Annotated in this window: 24 protein-coding genes; 14 read left to right on the forward strand and 10 right to left on the reverse strand. The window is 34.6% G+C overall.

Annotated features, from left to right (window positions below):
- From AAC084_RS18325 to AAC084_RS18355, 7 genes are all read left to right on the forward strand, one after another.
- Positions 1-1,076: hypothetical protein (locus AAC084_RS18325; RefSeq protein WP_339841716.1), on the forward strand; the 1,076-nt coding region annotated here is incomplete at its 5' end.
- A 4-nt stretch (positions 1,077-1,080) separates the two neighbouring features.
- A complete protein-coding gene (locus AAC084_RS18330) occupies positions 1,081-1,734 on the forward strand; it encodes a hypothetical protein (protein WP_339841718.1) in 654 nt (217 codons plus the stop codon).
- A 9-nt stretch (positions 1,735-1,743) separates the two neighbouring features.
- Positions 1,744-3,273, forward strand: coding sequence for a hypothetical protein (locus AAC084_RS18335; protein WP_339841720.1), 1,530 nt, complete (start codon positions 1,744-1,746; stop codon positions 3,271-3,273).
- Between the two features lie 3 nt (positions 3,274-3,276).
- Positions 3,277-4,446 (forward strand): gliding motility-associated C-terminal domain-containing protein, encoded by a 1,170-nt coding sequence (locus AAC084_RS18340; RefSeq protein ID WP_339841721.1) that lies wholly within the window; start codon positions 3,277-3,279, stop codon positions 4,444-4,446.
- Positions 4,447-4,572: 126 nt separating this feature from the next.
- The gene (locus AAC084_RS18345; RefSeq protein WP_339841723.1) at positions 4,573-5,307 is read left to right on the forward strand and encodes a M15 family metallopeptidase; all 735 of its coding nucleotides are present in this window, start codon (positions 4,573-4,575) and stop codon (positions 5,305-5,307) included.
- A gap of 42 nt (positions 5,308-5,349) precedes the next feature.
- A complete protein-coding gene (locus tag AAC084_RS18350; RefSeq protein WP_339841724.1) occupies positions 5,350-6,120 on the forward strand; it encodes a M48 family metalloprotease in 771 nt (256 codons plus the stop codon).
- Between the two features lie 136 nt (positions 6,121-6,256).
- Positions 6,257-6,424: a DUF6747 family protein gene (locus AAC084_RS18355; protein ID WP_339841725.1), complete on the forward strand. Its 168-nt coding sequence runs from the start codon at positions 6,257-6,259 to the stop codon at positions 6,422-6,424.
- A gap of 103 nt (positions 6,425-6,527) precedes the next feature.
- Here the strand turns inward: AAC084_RS18355 and AAC084_RS18360 are convergent, their stop codons facing one another.
- Positions 6,528-6,914, reverse strand: coding sequence for an ankyrin repeat domain-containing protein (locus AAC084_RS18360; RefSeq protein WP_339841726.1), 387 nt, complete (start codon positions 6,912-6,914; stop codon positions 6,528-6,530).
- A gap of 245 nt (positions 6,915-7,159) precedes the next feature.
- Complete coding sequence (locus AAC084_RS18365) at positions 7,160-7,552, reverse strand: ankyrin repeat domain-containing protein (protein WP_339841727.1); 393 nt, start codon at positions 7,550-7,552, stop codon at positions 7,160-7,162.
- 222 nt (positions 7,553-7,774) lie between these two features.
- Here AAC084_RS18365 and gpmI point away from each other — a divergent pair, with 222 nt between their 5' ends.
- Genes gpmI through AAC084_RS18380 form a run of 3 tightly spaced genes read left to right on the forward strand, consistent with a single transcriptional unit; the run spans position 7,775 to position 10,921 of the window.
- Positions 7,775-9,292 carry a 2,3-bisphosphoglycerate-independent phosphoglycerate mutase gene (gpmI, locus tag AAC084_RS18370; protein ID WP_339841728.1) on the forward strand — a complete coding sequence of 506 codons (1,518 nt, stop codon included), beginning with the start codon at positions 7,775-7,777 and terminating at the stop codon, positions 9,290-9,292.
- A gap of 36 nt (positions 9,293-9,328) precedes the next feature.
- Positions 9,329-10,147: a type I methionyl aminopeptidase gene (map, locus tag AAC084_RS18375; protein WP_339841729.1), complete on the forward strand. Its 819-nt coding sequence runs from the start codon at positions 9,329-9,331 to the stop codon at positions 10,145-10,147.
- A gap of 9 nt (positions 10,148-10,156) precedes the next feature.
- Positions 10,157-10,921: a class I SAM-dependent methyltransferase gene (locus AAC084_RS18380; protein ID WP_339841730.1), complete on the forward strand. Its 765-nt coding sequence runs from the start codon at positions 10,157-10,159 to the stop codon at positions 10,919-10,921.
- On the opposite strand, the gene AAC084_RS18385 is transcribed toward AAC084_RS18380, so the two are convergent.
- The 8 genes from AAC084_RS18385 to AAC084_RS18420 all read right to left on the reverse strand — a co-directional run bounded on the left by AAC084_RS18385 (position 10,922) and on the right by AAC084_RS18420 (position 18,496).
- Positions 10,922-11,935 carry an FAD:protein FMN transferase gene (locus tag AAC084_RS18385; protein WP_339841731.1) on the reverse strand — a complete coding sequence of 338 codons (1,014 nt, stop codon included), beginning with the start codon at positions 11,933-11,935 and terminating at the stop codon, positions 10,922-10,924.
- Positions 11,932-12,294 carry a Na(+)-translocating NADH-quinone reductase subunit F gene (locus AAC084_RS18390; protein ID WP_339841732.1) on the reverse strand — a complete coding sequence of 121 codons (363 nt, stop codon included), beginning with the start codon at positions 12,292-12,294 and terminating at the stop codon, positions 11,932-11,934. Before AAC084_RS18390 ends, AAC084_RS18385 begins: the two co-directional genes overlap by 4 nt.
- Before the next feature lie 71 nt (positions 12,295-12,365).
- On the reverse strand, positions 12,366-13,673 hold the full coding sequence (gene nqrF, locus AAC084_RS18395; protein WP_339841733.1) for an NADH:ubiquinone reductase (Na(+)-transporting) subunit F: 1,308 nt from the start codon (positions 13,671-13,673) through the stop codon (positions 12,366-12,368).
- A 2-nt stretch (positions 13,674-13,675) separates the two neighbouring features.
- Positions 13,676-14,434: an NADH:ubiquinone reductase (Na(+)-transporting) subunit E gene (nqrE, locus tag AAC084_RS18400; RefSeq protein WP_339841734.1), complete on the reverse strand. Its 759-nt coding sequence runs from the start codon at positions 14,432-14,434 to the stop codon at positions 13,676-13,678.
- A gap of 21 nt (positions 14,435-14,455) precedes the next feature.
- Positions 14,456-15,103 carry an NADH:ubiquinone reductase (Na(+)-transporting) subunit D gene (locus tag AAC084_RS18405; protein ID WP_339841735.1) on the reverse strand — a complete coding sequence of 216 codons (648 nt, stop codon included), beginning with the start codon at positions 15,101-15,103 and terminating at the stop codon, positions 14,456-14,458.
- A gap of 1 nt (position 15,104) precedes the next feature.
- Positions 15,105-15,857, reverse strand: coding sequence for a Na(+)-translocating NADH-quinone reductase subunit C (locus tag AAC084_RS18410; RefSeq protein ID WP_339841737.1), 753 nt, complete (start codon positions 15,855-15,857; stop codon positions 15,105-15,107).
- A gap of 2 nt (positions 15,858-15,859) precedes the next feature.
- Positions 15,860-17,140: an NADH:ubiquinone reductase (Na(+)-transporting) subunit B gene (locus AAC084_RS18415; RefSeq protein WP_339841738.1), complete on the reverse strand. Its 1,281-nt coding sequence runs from the start codon at positions 17,138-17,140 to the stop codon at positions 15,860-15,862.
- 3 nt (positions 17,141-17,143) lie between these two features.
- Complete coding sequence (locus AAC084_RS18420; protein ID WP_339841739.1) at positions 17,144-18,496, reverse strand: Na(+)-translocating NADH-quinone reductase subunit A; 1,353 nt, start codon at positions 18,494-18,496, stop codon at positions 17,144-17,146.
- A 152-nt stretch (positions 18,497-18,648) separates the two neighbouring features.
- Here AAC084_RS18420 and AAC084_RS18425 point away from each other — a divergent pair, with 152 nt between their 5' ends.
- The 4 genes from AAC084_RS18425 to pruA all read left to right on the forward strand — a co-directional run bounded on the left by AAC084_RS18425 (position 18,649) and on the right by pruA (position 23,143).
- Entirely contained in the window at positions 18,649-19,890 is a 1,242-nt protein-coding gene (locus AAC084_RS18425) for a DUF5103 domain-containing protein (RefSeq protein WP_339841740.1), read from the forward strand.
- Between the two features lie 26 nt (positions 19,891-19,916).
- Positions 19,917-21,041: a DUF3667 domain-containing protein gene (locus tag AAC084_RS18430; protein WP_339841742.1), complete on the forward strand. Its 1,125-nt coding sequence runs from the start codon at positions 19,917-19,919 to the stop codon at positions 21,039-21,041.
- Positions 21,042-21,046: 5 nt separating this feature from the next.
- The gene (gene apaG / locus AAC084_RS18435) at positions 21,047-21,433 is read left to right on the forward strand and encodes a Co2+/Mg2+ efflux protein ApaG (RefSeq protein WP_339841785.1); all 387 of its coding nucleotides are present in this window, start codon (positions 21,047-21,049) and stop codon (positions 21,431-21,433) included.
- A gap of 81 nt (positions 21,434-21,514) precedes the next feature.
- Complete coding sequence (gene pruA, locus AAC084_RS18440; RefSeq protein WP_339841743.1) at positions 21,515-23,143, forward strand: L-glutamate gamma-semialdehyde dehydrogenase; 1,629 nt, start codon at positions 21,515-21,517, stop codon at positions 23,141-23,143.
- Positions 23,144-23,167 lie beyond the last annotated feature (24 nt).

Consider the following 23,167-nt stretch of genomic DNA (forward strand, 5'->3'; position numbering starts at 1 on the left):
ATACCGATACGCAATTAGCCAAAACGGATATTGAGGGAATGGGATTTGTTGATGGAGCTCATACTATTGATACCGATACACAATTAGCCAAAACCGACATTGAAACTATGGGATTTGTCGATGGTGCACATACCGTGGATACAGATACGCATGCCGATCAGACAGAAATCGAAGGTTTAGGTTTTGTTACCGGAGCACATACTATTGATACCGATACACAATTAGCCAAAACCGACATTGAAACTATGGGATTTGTCGATGGTGCACATACTATTGATACCGATACACAATACACCGCTGGTACGGGACTAACTTTATCCACTACGATATTTTCAGTTAATAATTTAGCTGGTGATGTAACCGGACCTATTAATGCTACTATTATAGCTGACGGTGCAATCAGTGGTGGTTCTGGAGGTAAAATTGTGGACAATTCAATAACGGAATCCGACCTTGCACCAAATTCGGTGAATTCGTCGGAAATTAATTTAAATGCCGTAGAAACCGAAAATATATTGAATGGCAATGTTACACCAATAAAAATTCAACCTGGTAGCAATAATCAGGTATTAACAACTAACAGTTCTGGAACTGTAGTTTGGGAAAACCAATCTGCCAATGTAACTACAAACTTAAATCAAAACACTACTACAGGTCTTATCACCTATACGAATGAAACCAATACTGACCAAACCGCAAATACGGTAGGTGCAGAAACCACCAATCAAATAAGTGTTGCAACCAATGGCGGTGCATATTATGAAAGTCCAATCAAAGCTTTTGGTAAAATTGGATCTGTCGGTACAGTTACTAAAGCAACCGCAGGGGTAACCGCTACCAGAATAAGTAAAGGAAGATACCGAGTAACTCTACCTACAGGTGCGGTTTCTGATGCAAATTATATTATTCAATTAACACAACCGGGTAGAGGTGGTGTAGGAAATGACGACCCGGGCATCTCCTACTCCAATCAAACTGCAACAAGTTTTGAAGTTATCATTGGTGACAATGATAATGGAGGTACTGACAGAAGCCGTTTTGATTCTGAATTTATGTTCACCATTTTAGACCTCTAAAAAAATGAATTTTAAAAAAATAATATTTACGATTCTATTTCTACTAACAACGATAGTAGGTTATACTCAATTAGATGGCAGTCTATTTTTAGGATTAACGAACGCCACAACATCAGAAATAAATTCTGCAATTAATGTAGAAAAAGGCTTCATGCTTTACAATACAGACGTAAATGAAATCTATGTTTATGACGGTTCTTCTTGGGTATCAAATAGTAAACCAAGTGTTTATATGGGAGTATTAACCATATCATCAACAGGAAATTTATCTGTATCAGGAATACCTTTTAAACCTTCACAAATTAGTTTTTCGGCCCATGCAAATATTGAAAGCCTGAATTTAAATACAGACAACGGTACAAGAAATAATGACAATGGAATTGCAAATACCTACGGCTCTATGAATGGGTTTGCGAGAGACGATAACGGAAGTATTGTACAACAAATCATTTACGTTGGAGGTAATGGTAATTCTATTAATGATATTTCCAGATTTTCATCAAACAGCGCATGTATCGGTATTAGGTATAGTAACCAAAATGGAGATAATATTGGTATAACTTCAGCCTCATTGGCTAGTTTTAACCCTAATGGGTTTACTATAAATGTAGGTAGTCATGCTGATAATCTAGTGGTAATCTATCAAGCTTATAAATAAACAATATCAATGAAGAAGTTTCTAATATGCTTAAGTCTATGTTTAGTTCAAATTGGTTATTCCCAAATTGAAGCCGGCCTACTTTTAGGGCTTACCGAAGCCACGGCTACAGAAATCAATAACCTAACAGGTATGGCTGAAGGTCAAATGTTATATAACACTGACACGAAAGAGGTAATGATTTATAATGGATTACAATGGGTATCAACCTCAAATTCTAACTGGTTGAACAGTGGAAATACGCTATCCGCTGGAGCTTATTTAGGCAGTAATAATGACTTTCCAATGGAATTGAGATCCAATGGTATCAGCTTGCTTCAAATAGGTCGCAGACAAACTTTGGGCCTTGTACAAAACTACCCCGATTATAATGATGGTAATCAGTATATAACATACTTAAAAGGTAATAACGGCACCTCTGCCTTGCAATTTCAAGCAGATGCCGCAGACTTTTACAAGCCTATGTTCTTTACTGACTCAAATGGAAACTTTAGGTTAAAAGGAAGTGCTGCCCAAACTGATTTTTTTGAAATCGGTTCCTCAGGTACCAATAACGCTGGAGAATTAGAGTTTATAATAGCTGATGATGGTGCAGAGCCCTTCATTTTTAAACGCTATGATTATAGAGACCAGCTGAAAAAAGAACTATTTAGAATTCAAGGAAGTTCGAATATTCAGAATGCATTACCTAGGGTAGGCATTAATACCGGCCAATTGGCAAATTCAACCTTGCAGATAAAAGGGTCTATTTCAACGGCTATCATTTCAATCAACGGGAATCTAACTCTAGATGAAACGCACCACACCGTTATTATTAATTCTAACAGTATAATTTCATTACCCTTGGCCAATACATGCTCAGGACGTACTTACATTATCAAGAATTCAACCAATACATCAGCAACTATAAGTAGTTATCTAAATAATTCCGGTACTAGCACCACAAATATCCCAGCGAACAACACCATTCAGATTCAAAGCAATGGAACCTCTTGGCATGCTATTTCTTCTGGAAACAGTACTATTGTTTCTTCCGACACAAATAATTTAATTCAGGTGGGAAATGACGGTGGAGCATTTTTAAAAATAAATCAAGGAGCAAGATGGACAAATACGGATATCGTAACTAATCTTAATGCAGGTAGCGTTTCGGCACCTATTTTTGGTACTGAAGATTATAATGATGATGCTATTAACCTGTATACTGCTGCTACCAATATGCTAACAATCAAGGAAGCAGGACGGTACGATATTAGAGCCAATATCTCCTTATTAGGTATTAATTCTGGAGGAGATCAGCAAAGAACTAATGTAAACGCTCAAATTACTGTAAACGGGACCGCTGTAGGTGCTCTTTCAGCATCTGGATATATTCGTTTTGCTTCTGGTCACGAACAATCTAGTATTCACATTAATGAAATTTTGCAATTAAATGCTAATGACGTTGTGCGAATAAGAACATATAGAGAAGCAAACTCCGGCAACGTAAGATTTAGTGGTGCAGGCGATTCAAGTTTTGTCATTAACAAATTAAAATAATTGATGAGATTCATTTATTACATATTCATATTTCTATTTACTATAATGGCATTTAGTCAAGATGCCGTTCATAATTTTGGAAATATTCAAATTCACGACGACGGTCTTGTAGGTTTTCACATGGATGTCATTAATAATGGAGCCTTTAATCAAAATAAAGGTTTGGTAGGATTTTATTCCATGGATAAAGCCCTCACCATTTCTGGAGGATCTAATCCTGTTTTTTATGATTTTGAGGTAGCGGTAGATAATGACCTTTATGTAGACAATACTGTAGGAGTTTTAAATAATGCTAACTTAATTTCTGGTGATATTATAACATCAAGAGTAGCATCCGAAGTAAATATCAATTTCTTAAACGATTCTTTTTATATTGGAGAAGGAGATAATACAAAAGTAGACGGATACGCTGCCATGAGTAAAAAATCTGATTTTACTTTTCCGATAGGACAAGATGGTAGTTTACGACCTTTAAGTATACATTCTATTGCTTCGAACGATTATGCCAAATCAGCATATTACTTTGAAGACCCTACTACACCTAGTATTTTTGGAACAAGTTTCGATATTAATAGAAAGGAAAACGAATTTTTATCTGTTAGTGAATATGAATTTTGGCATTTAGAAAGCAGTATTTCTTCTAAGGTAACCTTAACTTGGAACGAACAGAGTAATGCCAATTTTTTAGGAGATTTTATTTCAGATTTGAAGGTTGTTGGCTGGAGCGTAATCGATAAAGAATGGGTTAGTTTAGGAAATACAAATGTGGAAGGTGACTTTAATAATGGCTCAATAACTTCAGAGGAATTTATACCAAATGACTATGAAGTGTTGACTATAGGTGGTAATTCTGATATTTTAGAAACTTTAGGTAATATAACGCTAGACAACTTTTATATGACGCCAAATGGCGATGGCGTTAATGATTATTTAGTTATTGATGGTATTGAAAATTCACCTAATAATACCCTACAAATTTTTAACAGATATGGAATATTAGTTTTTTCAAAGAAAAATTACAACAATGAATTTGACGGTTTATCTAATGTTAGTGGGGTAATTTCTAAAAACTCAGGTTTGTCTTCTGGTATTTACTATTACATTATAACCTTGAATGAACTAAACATTAAACACCAAGGCTATTTATACTTAACCACCTATGAACAAAATTAATCTTAAAACCTATTAAGATTAAGATTTATTACTTTTACCTTAAGTAATATGATTTCCTTCTTACGATCCAATTTGCCTGTTTGACAAAAAAGGCATCATATTTGTAATTAAATAGTAGAAACAATTATGCAAAGAAGAACCTTTATCAATAAAAGCAGTGCAGCGGCCTTAGCTATTGGCCTTATCCCATCAATCTTTATACAAGAAGACCAAGATTATACCATTACAGAACTCATGGGAAAAGAGGATATTGAATTGTATGGCAAAGGTATTAACTTAAGAAAAGAAGCACACGATGCTTTTTTAGAGATGAAAAAGGCAGCGTATAACGATGGTATAGATCTTAAAATTGTTTCAAGCTATCGTAATTACGCACGCCAAAGAGCAATTTTTGAACGAAAATTCATAACATATACTGAAGATGACGGAATGGAGCCACTCGATGCTATTGACAAAATCATAGAGTATTCTACCATACCTGGTACCAGTAGACACCATTGGGGTACAGATATAGATGTGATTGATGGTTATAGAAAAGTAGAAGGTGATGTTTTGGTGCCTCATAAATATGAAAATGAAGGACCATTTGTTGACTTTAAAAATTGGATGGATGAAAATTCAGAAACTTATGGTTATCATCTCGTTTATACCGATGACCCAAAAAGAAGAGGATTTAAATATGAGCCATGGCACTATAGCTATGCTCCCATTTCAATTCCTATGTTAGAGCAATTTAGAAGTAAAAATATTGCTTCACTCTTACTTCGTGAAGATTACGACGGTGCTGAAAATTTTACAATGAGCTTTTTAAGAACCTATATTCAAAATAATATTTTAGACATAAATAGAGACTTGTTATAAGCTTTCTTTACACTTTTAAAACATGTATTAGAACACATTACAATGAGAAGAGGAAGTTGGAAAATTAGAATATTCATTGGTTTGGCCATTGTAGCCTTTGCATTTATTCAAAAATGCAGTAATACAGAAGAAAACCCATATACGGGTCGTTCACAGCACATTACTATGACTTCTGACCAAGAAATTGCTATTGGCTTGCAGAGTGCACCAGAAATAGCGCAACAACATGGCGGACTTTACCCTGATCAGAGGTTACAGTCATTTGTTGAATCTGTGGGTAATAAATTAGTACAAAACAGTATCGCAAGAGAAACACCTTACGAATATGATTTTCACTTACTTGCAGATGATCAGACTATAAATGCTTTTGCTTTACCCGGTGGACAATGCTTTATTACATACGCCTTATTCTCACAGTTGAACGAAGCTCAATTGGCAGGAGTATTAGGTCATGAAATTGGACATGTTATCGGAAGACATTCTGCTGAGCGAATTGCAGATAGCCAAACTTGGCAAACAGCTACAATGGGAGCAACAGTTGGCGCAGGAGACATGGGTAGCATTGTTGGTAGTATAGGTCAGAACACCTTACTTAAAAATGGTCGTGGTGATGAATTGGAAAGTGATGAATTAGGAGTCCTTTTTATGATTCAAGCAGGGTATGATCCTTATGAGATGATAAGAGTAATGGAAATATTAAAAGCAGCTGGTGGCCCAAACCGTACACCAGAATTTCAAAGTACCCATCCGGATCCCGAAAATAGAATTGAGAAAATTAATGAAGCTATAGAAAAGTACAAAAATCAAGGTTAATCGGATTTTTCGTTCATTTAATCTAGAGTACGTTTTAGCATACCTATAATTTTGTAACTTTGAGTAAGTCCCAAGCTTATTTTGCCATTGATGAATTACCTTTATAGCTATGATTTAATCATAGAAGAACACTATAATGGGAACAATAACACATTTTAAGAATTTATATGTACAGGCATTTGAAAATTGCAAACCTGAAATATTGGTTACAATTTTAAAGGTCTATTCTATATTTTGTGCCCTAATGATATTTTTGGCACTGTATGCTTTTGTTTATAGAGCAATTAATGGATTTGATTTTTAATGTTTTTTACTCTTTTACCTGAACACTATTTGGAGTAGAATTTTGTAATTTAAAAAGCCTCATTGAAATTTTCAATGAGGCTTTTTAATGTAATGTTTTACAATTAGGAGTTTTTGTCAATTATTGCTAAAACATCTGTTGCGTTAGACATTGTAGCATATTCTTTTGCCGTATATCCTTTTTCACTTTTTATGTTAAGGTTAGCGCCATTTAATAATAGAACTCTTAACACCTCTGCTCTATTATACCTTGCCGCATACATAGCCGGTGTTAGACCTAGTGATTTTTCGTTTAATTCTTCACCTAGAGCTATAAGACTGCGAACTTTATCTACATCTCCCTGCATAGCAGCTTTACATAAAGAGCTTATTTTATCTTTAAAAACCGATGTCATCGGTTCAGAAGAAAATATATTATTTGAAGTATTTGCATAAGTATCGGCTACTGCAAATACGCTAAAAAAGCAAAAAATGACAATTGAATTTTTCATAATAATTTTGTTTAAAAATTAATTATTTTATGTATAATATAAAAATAACCATACTATTGTAGTAATAATACAATTTTAAGAAAGAAATAATAAATATTTAACATTTATAAAATCTTAGCTTAATATGGAAAATAGTTGGCAATAATTAAGTTGAATTCAACAAGCTCAAAAACTTTTAATTATTATCTAACTATTAGTATTTCAAAATTGAATTTTATCAGCAAATTATAGAATTTCTGATTCCACTAACTACCTAGTGCAGTTTCGATAATACCTAATGCCTCTTCTGCATTTGATAATTCAGCATATCGTTTTGCAGAATAACCTTGATTGCTTTTGATTTTTAAATCGGCCCCATTTTTCAGTAATACTGTAAGCACTTCTACCTTGTTGTATCGGGCAGCATACATAACAGGAGTCATCCCCAAAGATTTTTGGTTGACATCTTCACCTAAAGCAATTAAACGTTTTACAGTTACGACATCGCCTTGTATGACAGCTTTGCAGAAAGAACTTACATCTACTTTTGAAATCAGTTCTTTTTTTAAAATGGTAATCGGTTCGGCAATTTCATGGGCCATAAGATTTGAACCCATAGTTAGAGCTACGATAGATAATGTTAGGATTGATTTTTTCATGATGAGTGATTTAATTGATGAATACAATATTGTATATATTAAAAGACGCCTAACAGTTATAATTGTTTCATCCTTTAACAGTGTTATAACGAAACTTTAACAAATAGCGCCTCCCTAAAATCAAAATTTGTTAGGATACACCCACAAATCAAAAAAGGTAAGTCATCTTGTAGATTTACTTATCAGAACATAGTATTTTTGTCTTCTAAAACTTTAGGAAAGATGAACAAAAAAGTAATCTTAATGATATTGGACGGATGGGGAAAATCAACTGATCCAGAAGTATCAGCAGTTGACAAAGCCAATACACCCTTTATTGATAGTCTATATACCAAATATGCCAATGCAAATTTGCTTACTGACGGTATGAATGTTGGACTGCCCGAAGGACAAATGGGTAACAGCGAGGTGGGACATATGAATTTAGGTGCCGGTAGAATCGTTTATCAAGATCTAGCGAAGATAAATAAGGCTGTAAAAGAAAATACTTTAAGTTCTGAACCAGTTTTAAAAAGTGCTTTCGAATATGCAAAGAAGAACAATAAAAATGTTCATTTCTTAGGCCTTCTTAGTGATGGTGGTGTACATAGTCATACTAACCACATTAAAGGACTTATTACTGCAGGAAAAGAATCTGGTGTTCAAAATATGTTCGTACACGCTTTTACCGATGGTAGAGATGTAGACCCTAAAAGTGGTAAAGGTTTTTTAGAAGATTTAGTTCATTTTAGTGCAGATAAGAATACCAAATTAGCAACAGTCATTGGGAGATATTATGCAATGGATCGCGATAAACGATGGGAACGTGTTAAAGAAGCGTATGATGTCATTGTAAATGCAGAAGGCGAAAAGTCTACAGACATAGGGCAAACTATTCAAAAAAGTTATAATAATGATATAACTGATGAGTTTATTAAACCTATTGTCATGACCAATACCGATGGCACACCGGTTGCATCTGTAAAAGAGGATGATGTTGTTATTTTCTTCAATTTTAGAACAGACCGAGGTAGAGAGCTAACGCAGGTATTAAGCCAAATAGATATGCATGAGCAAAATATGCATAAACTAAACTTATACTATGTTACTTTGACGAATTATGATGATTCTTATCATAATGTTCATGTAGTTTATAATAAAGATAATATCATAGAAACTTTAGGTGAGGTATTATCTAAAGCAGGTAAAAAACAAATACGAATAGCGGAAACAGAAAAGTACCCACATGTAACTTTCTTTTTTAATGGTGGTAGAGAAGTACCTTTTGAAGGTGAGACGCGTATATTATGTCCTTCTCCGAAAGTAGCTACATATGATCTGCAACCAGAAATGAGTGCTTATGAAATTAGGGATAAAATTATTCCGGAAATTAAAAAAGGTGATGTAGACTTTATTTGTTTGAACTTCGCCAATCCAGATATGGTAGGTCATACTGGCGTTATGGAAGCTGCTATAAAAGCTTGTGAAACTGTTGACAAATGTGCAAAAGATGTCATCACAACAGCAATTGAAAATGATTACTCGGTTATTGTTATTGCCGACCACGGTAATTGTGAGACAATGGTTAATGAAGACGGCAGTCCGAATACTGCCCATACGACCAATCCAGTTCCATTAATATTAGTAGATAAAGATATTCACCATATCAATGATGGTGTATTAGGTGATATTGCACCAACCATTCTAAAAATGATGGGGGTAGAAAAATCTAAATTTATGACCCAAAATTCATTGATATAATTTAATAATCGGAAACATCCGATAGTTACAAGATTTATGATAAAGATTAAGACAGCCGAAGAAATTGAATTGATGAGAGAAAGTGCGCTGATTGTATCTAAAACTTTAGGTATGATAGCGGGAGAAGTTAAGCCAGGAGTTACAACACTTCATTTAGATACTTTAGCTGAGACTTTTATTCGTGATCATGGTGCAGTACCTGGATTTCTTGGTCTATATGACTTTCCTAATTCACTATGCATGAGTCCAAATGCACAAGTCGTGCATGGTATACCTAACAATACCCCATTAGTAGAAGGCGATATTATATCGATTGATTGTGGTGCGTTAAAAAATGATTTTTATGGTGATCATGCTTATACTTTTGAAGTAGGTGAAGTAACGCCAGAAATTAAAAAACTGTTAGATGTAACTAAAAAATCACTCTACGTGGGTATACGTGAATTTAAAGTTGGTAATAGAGTTGGTGATGTTGGCTATGCAATACAAAAATTCACCGAAGACCATGGTTATGGCGTTGTTCGTGAATTGGTGGGTCATGGTTTAGGTCGAAAGATGCACGAAGGACCAGAAATGCCAAATTATGGTAGACGTGGCCGTGGTAAAAAGTTCGTTGAAGGAATGACAGTTGCTATCGAGCCTATGACTAACATGGGGACGAAAAATATAAAGCAATTAAAAGATGGTTGGACGATTCTTACTGCCGACGGAAAACCAAGTGCTCATTTTGAACATGATGTTGCTATCGTAAATGGTAAACCAGAATTGTTATCTACATTTAAATATATCTATGATGCACTAGGAATTGTTAGTGATGAAGAAGCTGAATTCACCTCTTCCTCTATTAACAACTAGGTAAGGATTATGAAGAAAATTTTTAAATTTTTTCTCAATCTTGTACCTAGACCTATTCTTATATCGCTCAGCTATGTAATAAAACCTTTTTTTATAATTTATTATAGCGGTAATACCTATGAAGATCCTATAGATGGAAAATCATTTCGTAGTTTTTTACCATATGGCTATGAGAACCCTCGTGAAAATGTGCTTTCCCCTTCTACCCTGTCATTAGAAAGACATCGACTACTATGGTTATATTTAAAAAAAGAGACTAACTTTTTTACCGCACCACTGAAAGTATTACATTTTGCTCCTGAGCAAGCCTATTATAAGCGATTCCGTAAATTAAAGAATCTTAATTATACTACCACTGATTTAAATTCACCTCTAGCAGATGTAAAAGCGGATATCTGTAATCTGCCGTTTGAAGAAAATTCTTTTGATGTTATATTCTGTAATCATGTATTAGAGCACATACCTGACGACACAAAAGCAATGTCTGAACTGTATCGAATATTAAAACCAGGTGGATGGGGTATTTTTCAAATTCCTCAAGATCTTAATAGAGAAAAAACTTTTGAGGATAATTCTATTATCGATAAAGTTGAAAGAGCAAAAATATTTGGCCAATATGACCACGTTCGAATCTATGGGAAAGATTATTTTGAAAAATTACGCTCTATAGGATTTACAGTAAATGAAATAGATTACACAAAAAACCTGACCTCTCAGGAAATTAATCGGTATCGATTAGCAACAGGAGAAATAATCCCCCTTGTCAAGAAATGATTATTTAACCACTACCTCTTTAAAACCTTTAGTTAAATATTCTTGAGCATCTCCATTTTCATCTAAATAAATAATATAAGCTTCTAACCTTTTATTTTCATTTATCAGCTTAAAGGCCTTGGCTAAATCCATAGCCATAAAAGCTGTGGCATAAGCATCTGCGGTTGCACAATTATCAGCTAAAATTGTAACTGCAAGCGTGTTCGACAACTGTGTAAAGCCTGTTTTAGGGTTTACAGTATGTACATATTTTTTACCAGTAGCTTCGTCAATTCTAAATTTTCGATAATTACCTGAAGACGCCAGAGCCCTATCATTTAGGTTAATTAATATTTTAGTTTTCCTATTAACTACCATTTGAGGATCATCAATGCCAACTACCCACGCTTTATTACTAATACTATTTTTACCTTTTGCAATGAGTTCACCACCAACTTCAATTAAATAATTTTTTACACCTTTAGCATTTAACATCGCAGCAATTCTATCAATTGCATAACCCTTTGCTATGGCATTAAAATCTAAATAAATATTCTTATTTGTCTTTATAACCTGTTTTTTAGAATTGATGGTCACTTTATCTAAACCAACATAATTCAACAAACTATCTACCTTGAGGCTATCAAGGGTTATTTGCCTTTCTGGACCAAAACCCCATGCATTTACCAAAGTACCCACTGTCGGATCAAAGAAGCCATCTGTGTCTGAGTTTATAACCTTAGACAACTCAAATACCTCTTCGAACATTTTATCAACCGCAATAGTACTATCCCCTTGATTAATTCTTGAAATATCTGATTCAGGTATATAAGTTGACAATGAATGATTAATAGATGTAAAAACCGAATCTATATCTTTTTGAAAATCTGTTTCTTCTGTAGTAATAGAAATAATATTATAAGACGTACCTAAAGCAGCACCTCTGTTCTCATTACGATATACTTCAGCATCGTTTTGATTACAAGAATATAATAATCCTAAAATAAAACCTAACACTAAAATTTTCTTCCTCATATCTCAACTAAACCATCATAATCAACAATATACTCCTCATCTAAATAAACCGGTAAATTATGGTCAGTCGAATTCACTAAACCAACACCTGCATAAAAAGTAGTAGCATCAAATTTTAACGCATGCTCCTTCATTTTATTCAAATCTGATTTAAAAAACTCCATATCTTTCGGGTCACCGGGATATTCAATCGCTTTTACAACCACAAAGCGCATTTTCTTGTCCTTAGTGCAAACAAATTGTGGATTCTTACGTAATTCGCTATTCACAGCTAAAAATTCAAACCCTGCATCTTCCAATTGTTTACCAACAATGTTCATCGCTAAATTGTGAAGTTCTTGTTCTGTTAATACGTGCATTTAAATAAATTTTATAAAAAAGCCGATACTTTAAGTATCGGCTATAATATTACATATCAGCGTTTTATATATTATCCACCGAAATCATCAAAACGTATATGCTCATCTGGGATACCAAAATCTTCACCCATTTTCTGTACAGCTTTGTTCATTAATGGAGGCCCACAGAAGTAAAGTTCAATATCTTCAGGTGAATCATGATGAGTTAAATAGTTATCAATTACACAATTGTGTATAAAACCTACGAAACCGTCACCTGGAGCATCAATATTCTCTTTTACTTTCCAATTGTCAACTTCCATTGGTTCAGAAAGCGCTAAATAGAATTTAAAATTAGGAAACTCGGCTTCTAGTTTATAAAAATGGTCTAAATAAAATAATTCACGTTTAGAGCGACCACCATACCAATAGCTAACTTTTCTATTGGTCTTTAATGTTTTGAATAAATGATATAAATGTGAACGCATTGGTGCCATACCAGCACCACCACCAACGTATAACATTTCAGAGTCAGATTCATTTATGAAAAATTCTCCATAAGGTCCTGAAATAGTTACTTCATCGCCTTTCTTAAGATTAAAAATATACGAAGATGCTACACCAGGGTTCACATCCATCCAACCGTTTTTAGCACGATCCCATGGTGGAGTTGCAATACGCACGTTCAACATAATCTCTCTTCCTTCAGCAGGAAAAGAAGCCATTGAATACGCTCTTTCTACCGTTTCTGGATTCTTCATTACTAAAGGCCAAAGGTTGAATTTATCCCATTCTGCTTGAAACTTATCTGGAGTTTCATGCTCTTCTGGGTGAGCTGTGATATCTATATCAGCGAATTTAACTTCACATTCAGGAATTTCTATTTGAATATATCCACCAGCTTTATAACCCATATCCTCAGGAATTTCAACAACGAATTCCTTAATGAAAGATGCTACATTATAATTACGAACTACTTTACCAGGCCATTTTTTAATACCAAAAACCTCCTCTGGTATGGTGATTTCCATATCTTGTTTCACCTTTACTTGACAGGCTAAACGTGCACCATGGTTCAATTCTCTCTTAGAAAAGTGAGGTGTCTCAGTAGGTAAAGCTTCACCTCCACCAGAAAGCACATGACATTCGCACTGAATACATGTTCCACCACCACCACATGCAGATGGCAAGAATACTTTTTGATTACCCAAGGTAGATAAAAGCGAGCCACCTGAAGCTACTTCAATTTTCTTTTCTCCATTAATTGTTATGGTAACCGGTCCCGAAGGCGAAAGTTTTTGTTTCGTAAACAAAAGCAATGCAACCAATACCATTAATAGTATTAGAAATGCGACAACGGTTATTAGTATAGTTCCGCCAGTACTTGCAGCTAAAATCATATTTATTTATTTACGTCGTTATAAGAAATCTCCTTTTCGTCAATTTCAGTATTCTTTTCTACCACTTCCTTTTCTGGCTCAACTACCTCTAGTTGTTTAATTTGAATCACTTGCTCATTAGCTTCTTCAGCTTCATCACCACCGCCGGTTAACATTCCTCCAAAACTTTGAAACCCGATACCCATTAAACCCGTAATAATAAAAGTAATTCCTAATCCCCTTAATGGCGCAGGTACATTACTGTATCTGATTTTTTCACGAATTGCAGCAATAGCTAATATGGCCAAGAACCAACCAATACCTGAACTAACACCATAATTAAGTGCTAAGCCTAGTGTTTCAATTTCTCTAGCCTGCATAAATAATGAACCACCTAATATGGCACAGTTTACTGCTATCAAAGGCAAGAAAATACCTAATGAGTTATATAATGAAGGTGAAAACTTCTCAACAACTATCTCTACTAATTGCACCATAGTTGCAATAGTAGCTATGAAAAGGATAAAAGATAAAAAGCTAAGGTTATAATCTGCATATTCAGGTCCTAACCAAACTAAAGCACCATCTTGTAATAAATACTTATCTAACAACCAGTTCAAAGGCACAGTTACAGCTAATACAAATATTACTGCCGCACCTAACCCTACTGCTGTAGCCACTTTTTTGGAAACAGCCAAATAAGAACACATTCCCAAGAACACGGCAAATACCATGTTATCGATAAAGATGGACTTAAAAAATAATTCTACATGTTCTAACATAATTTCTAATTAAATGTCTTTTTAATTCTCCTCTACCAATGCTGGATTTCTTGAGCGTTGCACCCAAATGATTATACCTACTACAATTAATGCAGCTGGTGGAATAATCATAAATCCATTGTTCTCGTATCCTGTAGAATATAACCCTGTTTTTGTAATTGGATCACCTAAAACCGGAATACCGAAAAGTGTTCCAGAACCTAAAAGTTCCCTAAAGAACCCTACAATAACCAAAATGATTCCATACCCTAATGAGTTCCCTATTCCATCTAAAAATGATCGCCATGGACCGTTCGCCAAAGCAAAAGCTTCGAAACGCCCCATAATGATACAGTTCGTAATAATTAGACCAACGAATACCGCTAAGGTTTTACTTAATTCATATTGATATGCCTTAAGTACTTGATCCACAATAATTACCAATGTAGCCACAATAATTAGCTGAACAATAATTCTAATTTTCGAAGGGATAATATTTCGCATCAATGAGATAACTACATTACCAGCACCCAACACGAACATTACAGAAATGGCCATTACCAATGATGCCTTTAATTCTGCAGTAATTGCCAATGCCGAACATATACCAAGTACTTGAATGGTAATAGGGTTATTATCCGCAAGCGGATCCTTTATAAGATTTATATCTTTTTTTGAGAGTAGTGCCATATTACTTTGCTCTAATTGTTTCTAAATAAGGTTTATATAATTTAATGGTTTCCTTGATCATAGCCGACACACCATTACCTGTGATAGTAGCACCTGCCAAGGCATCTACTTCGTTATCGTCTTTTGTATTATTTAAAGGATCGTTGTTACCTTTTGCAACAGCTATACCTGCATACCGAGTACCTTTTAAAATAGACTCTCCTTTAAAATCGTCCATAAAATAGCGCATTTTAATATTAGCGCCCAAGCCAGGTGTTTCCCCTTTATGATCAAAGTATACACCTTGTACAGTCATGGTTTCATCTAAAGCGATAAAGCCCCAAATAGCATCCCAAAGACCCTTACCGTACATAGGAATGATATAGAACTTCTTACCATCCTTGTCGCCAATAAAAACAGGTAACTTATAATCCTCACCTTTTTTTATATTAGCTAATTGCTTTTTCAAATCAATTAAATAGGCTTCATCATTCTGAGTAATTTTACCTCCTTGAATAACCAACTGCTCTTTTATGTAATTTGAAAATTCGCTTTCAACCACATCAGTAGGTATAAAATTTACACTACCGGTGTCATCTCCATTTTCATTAACCCCCATTGCATAAAGGATATTCTGTTGCTTTTCGAAACGCTCATTCTCTTTAATATTTGGACGTAATGCCGATGCTAAAAATGCAAGAATCGTTCCGACTACCACAACCATAACGGCCGCGAAAATAACGGTGTAACTATTTTTATCTGTATTAATTGCCATAATTAAACTGTTTCAGCTTTAAGTTCTTCTGCCTTACCATCTGAATCTTTTGGGTAGATAGTGGCATTCTTTAATCGGTTCATTCTTTTCTTGATATTACCCTTAACAACATAATGATCAATGGTAGGTGCAAAAACGTTCATTAATAAAATAGCCAAGAAAACCCCTTCTGGATATGCAGGATTGAATACTCGTATCATTACAGAGATAAATCCTATAAAAAAGCCATAATACCATTTACCTTTATTGGTCTGTGAACCTGTAACAGGATCAGTTGCCATATATACTATACCGAATGCTAGACCCCCAACGATTAGGTGTTTCCAGAAATCGAAACTCATTAAACCATAAAACTTACTTGATTCTGCAACCCAACCAAAATCAACCACTTGATTAAAAATCAATCCCATCACTAAAGAACCAATTACAGCACTGACCATAATTCTCCAACTAGCGATTTTAGTATATATCAAAAATAGACCTCCTAAAAGAATTAAAAATGCTGATGTTTCACCTACAGATCCTGGTATAAACCCGAAAAACATATCTGAAACCGAGTATGTCATTTCCGCTCCTTTATTCTGAGCTAAATATCCTAAAATAGTTTCACCCGAAATTGCGTCAACGTTTGCACCGGCCAAGATTTCCTCTGAACGCTCACGTGCACCATAAACCCATACTTTATCACCACTCATCCACGTTGGATAAGCAAAGAATAAAAAGGCTCTTATCGTTAATGCAGGATTAAGAATATTCATTCCTGTTCCACCGAAAACTTCTTTACCGATAACAACACCGAAAACAACAGCAACAGATAACATCCATAATGGTGTATCTATTGGAACGATTAACGGTACTAACATACCAGTCACCAAATAACCTTCTTCTACTTCATGACCTTTTATAACAGCAAAAATAAATTCTACCAAAAGACCAACTCCGTAAGAAACAACAACTAATGGTAATACCTTAATGATACCGATCCAAAAATTATCCCAAGTAAGGAAATCGTTCATCAATGAAAAATCAGCTGGAAATCCGTTAATAGCTGAATAATGCTGATACCCTGCATTGAACATAGAAAATATTAACACTGGTACCAATGCCATTATTACTGTATTCATTGTACGCTTTAAATCATCTGCAGACTTTACATGCGTACCACCTGCGTGGGTAGTTTCATCTGGAGAAAACAAAAAAGTATGGAAGGCATTAAATGCAGGAGCCATTTTTTTACCCTGATACTTCAGTTTAAGTTCGTGTAATTTACTTTTTAAACTCATTTCTTATCCTATTTCTTTTTGCAATAAATCTAACCCCTCACGAATAATCTTCTGGTGCGGTTGTTTAGAAATACATATAAACTCAGTTAATGAAAAATCTTCTGGAGCTACTTCATACAAACCTAATTGCTCCATTTCATCCAAATCTTTTACCATACAAGCTTTTAAAAGTTGCATTGGAAAAATATCCATCGGGAAAACTTTTTCATATTGTCCCGTTATTACGAAGGCTCTGTGCTCACCGTTAGTATTGGTATCTAAATCATATTTTTTATTCGGTTGCATCCATGAGAATGTCAATGCTCTAGTAGCCGAAATTTTATCAAAAACAGGTTTATTCCACCCAAACAACTCATAATCGTCGCCTTCTGGAATAACCGTCACTGTATTATTATAGAACCCTAAGAAACCATCTGGCTTGCTTTTAGAACCTGTAAGCACATCACCATTAATAACCCTGAAATTTTCTTCATTTACACCACTAGCATAAAGAAAAGTAGAAATTTCAGACCCTATTTTGGTTGTATAATATTTAGGTGCCTTAACAGATGATCCTGCAAGTGCAATAACTCGATCAGCATTAAACTTACCCGTAAGTAGGTATTCACCAATAATCACCAAATCTTGAGGTGATACTGTCCAAACTAACTCCCCCTTATTAATAGGATCCAACATATTTATCTGGGTACCTACCAAACCAGCAGGATGCGGACCAGAGACTTTATGTAATTCAATACCTTTTAAAGAAGCCAAAGGCGAACTACCAGAATCATCTACAGATACATGTACTTTACCAGGGGTTAATTTACCCAGTGCTGTAATTGCAGCTTGCAATTCTTTTTCCTTCCCCTGTAGAACGTAATTCAAATCAGCTTGTAACGGCGCACTTGAATATCCAGAAATAAATATTGATTTCGGTGTCGTATCAGGATTAGCAACAACATCATAAGGACGTTGTTTTATGAATGGCCAACAACCACTCTTCAATAAAGTAGCCTTCAACTCTCCCTTAGAAGCCTTTTCAACATCTAAAACAGTTCCAGGAAATGCCTCTTGTGTTTTATCAGCTAAAATCTTTAAAGTCAAAATACGTCTTCTATCTCCTCTTTCAATTTCTATCAACTCACCGCTTACTGGTGAAACAAAGAGCATATTCTCCATGTTTTTGTTGTAGAACAAAGGCTCACCAGCTTTCACTTCTGCGCCCTGCTTTACCATCATTTTAGGAGTAATTCCGTGAAAATCACTTAACTGAATTGCGTAAACATTACTCAAAACAGCTTTCGAAGTAGACTTCTCCGCGGTACCCACAAGGTTAATGTTGAGCCCTTTCTTTATTCGTATGTCTTTGGACATGTGCGTGTAGACCTTTAGGTTAACAAAATTTGAGCAAATTTAAGTACAAAAACTTCGTTTTCATAATTATTACCCCATAATTTAGACATTACAACGAGGTATATTTTTTAGGCATCGTTTTTGTTTACCTTTACTCAAAAAAAAGCCATCAGATGCGAATTTTTATTAAACATTTTATATGTCTTTTTTTCTTGCAGAACATAGTCGCACAGGTTGAAGAAGAGGTAAATCCGCCAGATAATATAAAATCAATCATCTTTAAAGGTCCTACTGAAGATCAGTTTCCAATTATTAAGATTGGCGAACCTCTTTACTTAGAATTTGATGATGTTTTAGCCAACGAACAAGACTACTACTATAAGGTAATACATTGCGATTATGATTGGAACAAATCATCTTTATTAAAATCTCAATACCTCGACGGTGTAGACAACCAGAGAATTACTGAATATGAGAATAGCTATACCACACTAGAAACCTATTCTAACTATCAACTGACCATACCCAATGACAATGTCCGTCTTAAAGTTAGCGGCAATTATCTTTTAGAAGTTTACAATAGCAATTATGAACTACAATTTTCACGTAGATTTTTGATTTATAAAGACCTTGTTACGGTAGCATCAACTATAAAACGCTCAAGAGATTTCAATTTTATAAACGAAAAACAGGTTGTTCAATTTAGTATACAGTCATCAGGCTACAAGCTGGTCAACCCGAAAAAAGAAGTTAAAGTTGCCATATTACAAAATTATAATTGGGCTACGGCTCTTCACGATATTGCACCACAATATACTATTGGCAATGAACTTGTATATAAATACGATCAAGAGACGGCCTTTTATGCAGGTAACGAATATTTACTTTTTGACACTAGTGATCTCAGAGCCCCAAGTTCTCAAATTTCGAGAATAGAACTTACCGACCTTTACAACCATTATCTATTTTCTGATGATTTCAGAAACGATAAACCCTATAGCTACTTTCCTGACATTAATGGCGATTTCGTTATTAGAACTTTGCAAGGAGACAATGCATCTCGAGAAGCGGAATATACTAATGTACATTTTAGTTTACCCTATACCGAATTCATTGCTTTAGACGAGGTTTACATATTCGGTAAATTCAATAATTACGCGCTTACCGACGAAAATAAAATGACCTATAACGAAGTCAATGGTATGATGGAAGCAACATTGAAAATGAAGCAAGGTTTTTACAATTATAAATATGTGCTCAAGGATGGCGAAAACATAAAACCAAACGTCGTAGGAGGCAATTTTCATTTTACTGAAAACAATTATCTTATTCTCGTTTATTACCGCAACTTCGGAGACATGTATGACAGCTTAATAGGCATTGGTTCTACCAATTCTAGGAATATCACCAACTAGCTGTATCTTTACGTTCTTCATCATCCATGGAAAATAAACCAACCATAAAAACTACGGGCCGTTATCGGCTACAATATAGAGGTGTTAATTGCCTCAATTGCGGACACCCTCTTGACCTGAGTGACAAATATTGTCCAAATTGCTCCCAAGCAAATAGCACTAAAAAATTAACCCTCTTTGATTTTTTTGAGGAGTTTTTTTCAAATTACATCTCTTACGATTCTAAATTGTGGCAAACTTTAGCTGCATTACTTCTAAAACCTGGTAAAATAACCAAAGAATTTATCGCAGGTAAACGTTTATCATATACGAACCCTTTCCGTTTTCTATTAAGCTTGTCTATCGTGTACTTCTTAATTATCAGTTTCAATAGCGAGTTTGAAACTTGGAACAAATTCGGCTCAGATAAACACACACCTATTTTTGATCTACAATCACAGATAAATAATTTAGAATTTGAAAATGAGGAGGAAAGAAAAATAGCATTAGCACAATTTGATTCATTAAGAATACAAGGTTTAAACGGATATAATCTTAGTGAAAATGATTCTTTATTATTAGCAAACCCTAAAGGTCATTTCAAAGAAATCAATCAAGAGGGATTTATTGAACGGTTTTTTGAAAAGATTCAATTTTTCAACACTGTTATAAAAAGCGACACTATATACAGTTTTAGTGAAAGTGTTCGTAAATATGAAGTACCTGAAGTCACTGAAAATAGAATGGCTTTTAACCTATCTAATAGTATAGTAGAAATAGAAAAACGACCAGGAACCTTTCTGAATTCTTTAATATCTAAGCTTCCCTTTGCTACATTTTTCTTCCTACCATTCTTTTCTTTCTTCATTTGGATGGTCTATATCAGAAAAAAATACACTTATACCGATCATTTAATATTTAGTTTTCACAATCAATCGTTATTATTTATCTTGCTCATTGTTAGCAATTTGATTAACACAGTTTTTAATATTGGCAGTGAAGGAGTATTTTTATTAATATTCGCAATCTGCCTTTATAAAGCAATGCGAAATTTCTATCAACAAGGAAGAGTTAAAACGATTATAAAATATATTTTCCTAAACTCAATATTTTTTATCTTAGGAAGTATTGCTATAATAATATTAATAGCTGCAAGCGTTTTTACATATTAAATATGATGATAACACAGGTAACCAAAGGCATTAAGATATCGGTACAGACTAGTTTTGAAGGCACATTCTTTAAAAACTATAAAATGCATTATGCGTTCGGGTATACTATCACCATTGAAAACCAAAGTAAAGATGCAGTTCAGTTAACTTCTCGTCATTGGAAAATATATGATTCTTTAAATGATATGGAAACCTTGGATGGTGAAGGCGTAATTGGCAAAAAACCAGTAATTCAACCTGGGGATTCACACACCTACAATTCTGGATGTTTACTAACCTCTCCTATTGGCGCTATGAAAGGTCACTATAACATGACTCATCTTAGCAACTCTGAAAAATTTAGAGTTTATATTCCAACCTTTAAATTTAGCGCACCTTTTGCTTTGAACTAAATCCTTTTAACCTTCTATTAGTTTTAAGTCCAACTCCCTTTTAGTACCTTTGGTCAACTATTTAATCTAAAAATTTTGACAATGGGTAAAGGTTTTTTCCAAGTTCCTACAGCAATTAATGAACCAATTAAAAGCTATGTACCTGGCTCTTCTGAAAGAGAAGCCGTTTTGGAACAATACAAAACATATTTTAATAGCACAGTAGATGTACCTATGTACATAGGCGCAGACGAGGTTCGCACAGGCAACACAAAACCTATGTCGCCACCTCATGACCACAAACATATTGTAGGTACGTACCATACCGCTAACAAAGAAAATGTGCAATCAGCTATAGATAATTGTCTAGAATCTAGAAATGCGTGGGCTAATTTAACTTGGGAGCAACGTGCAGCTATTTTCTTAAAAGCAGCAGAATTAATTGCCGGCCCATATCGTGCAAAAATTAATGCGTCCACAATGATTGCCCAATCAAAAAACATTCACCAAGCAGAAATAGATGCCGCTTGTGAATTGATTGACTTTTTACGTTTCAACGTAGAATACATGTCTCAGATATATGCGGAACAACCTGATTCTGCAGAAGGTATTTGGAACCGAGTTGAATATAGACCTCTAGAAGGTTTCGTTTACGCAATAACACCTTTTAACTTTACTGCCATTGCTGGTAATCTACCTGCTAGTGCTGCAATGATGGGTAATGTAGTTGTTTGGAAACCTAGTGACAGTCAAATATTTTCAGCAAAAGTTATTGTTGACATATTCAAAGAAGCAGGTTTACCTGACGGCGTTATTAATGTTGTGTATGGTGACCCAGTAATGATTACTAACACTATTTTAGCAAGTCCCGATTTTGCAGGACTTCATTTCACTGGCTCAACCCACGTTTTCAAAGAACTTTGGAAACAAATTGGAAATAACATACATACTTATAAAACATACCCAAAAATAGTTGGTGAAACTGGTGGTAAAGATTTTATACTAGCACACCCTACTGCAAACACAAAACAGGTAGCTACTGCTATTTCAAGAGGAGCTTTTGAATTTCAAGGTCAAAAATGTAGTGCGGCATCAAGAGTTTACCTACCAAAATCTACATCGAAAGAAATTTTAGAATTTGTAAAAGCAGATATCGCATCGTTCAACAAACCTGGATCACCAGAAGACATGAGCAACTTTATTACTGCCGTAATTCACGAAGGCTCTTTTGATAAATTGGCAAAATATATAACCCAGGCGAAAGAAGATAAAAATGCAGAGGTTTACGCTGGTGGTAGTTTTGATAAGTCTAAAGGTTACTTTATAGAACCTACCGTTATTTTAACCACAGACCCAAAGTATACAACAATGGAAACCGAGCTTTTCGGACCTGTAGTAACCATTTACGTTTATGATGATAAAGATTGGAGTGAAACTTTAAAATTAATCGATGGCACTTCAGAATATGCCCTTACAGGTGCTGTTCTATCAAATGATAGATACGCTATTGATGAGGCTACGAAAGCTTTACAAAATTGTGCCGGTAACTTCTACATCAACGATAAGCCAACTGGTGCCGTAGTAGGCCAACAACCTTTTGGTGGTGCAAGAGCGTCTGGAACAAATGATAAAGCCGGATCAGCTCAAAACTTGTTAAGATGGGTATCCCCTAGATTAATCAAGGAAACATTTGTAACCCCTGTGGATTACAGATATCCATTTTTAGGATAAGAAACTTAAAAGGCTGAATTTAAA

Source organism: uncultured Maribacter sp., assembly GCF_963977385.1.
Taxonomy (GTDB): domain Bacteria; phylum Bacteroidota; class Bacteroidia; order Flavobacteriales; family Flavobacteriaceae; genus Maribacter.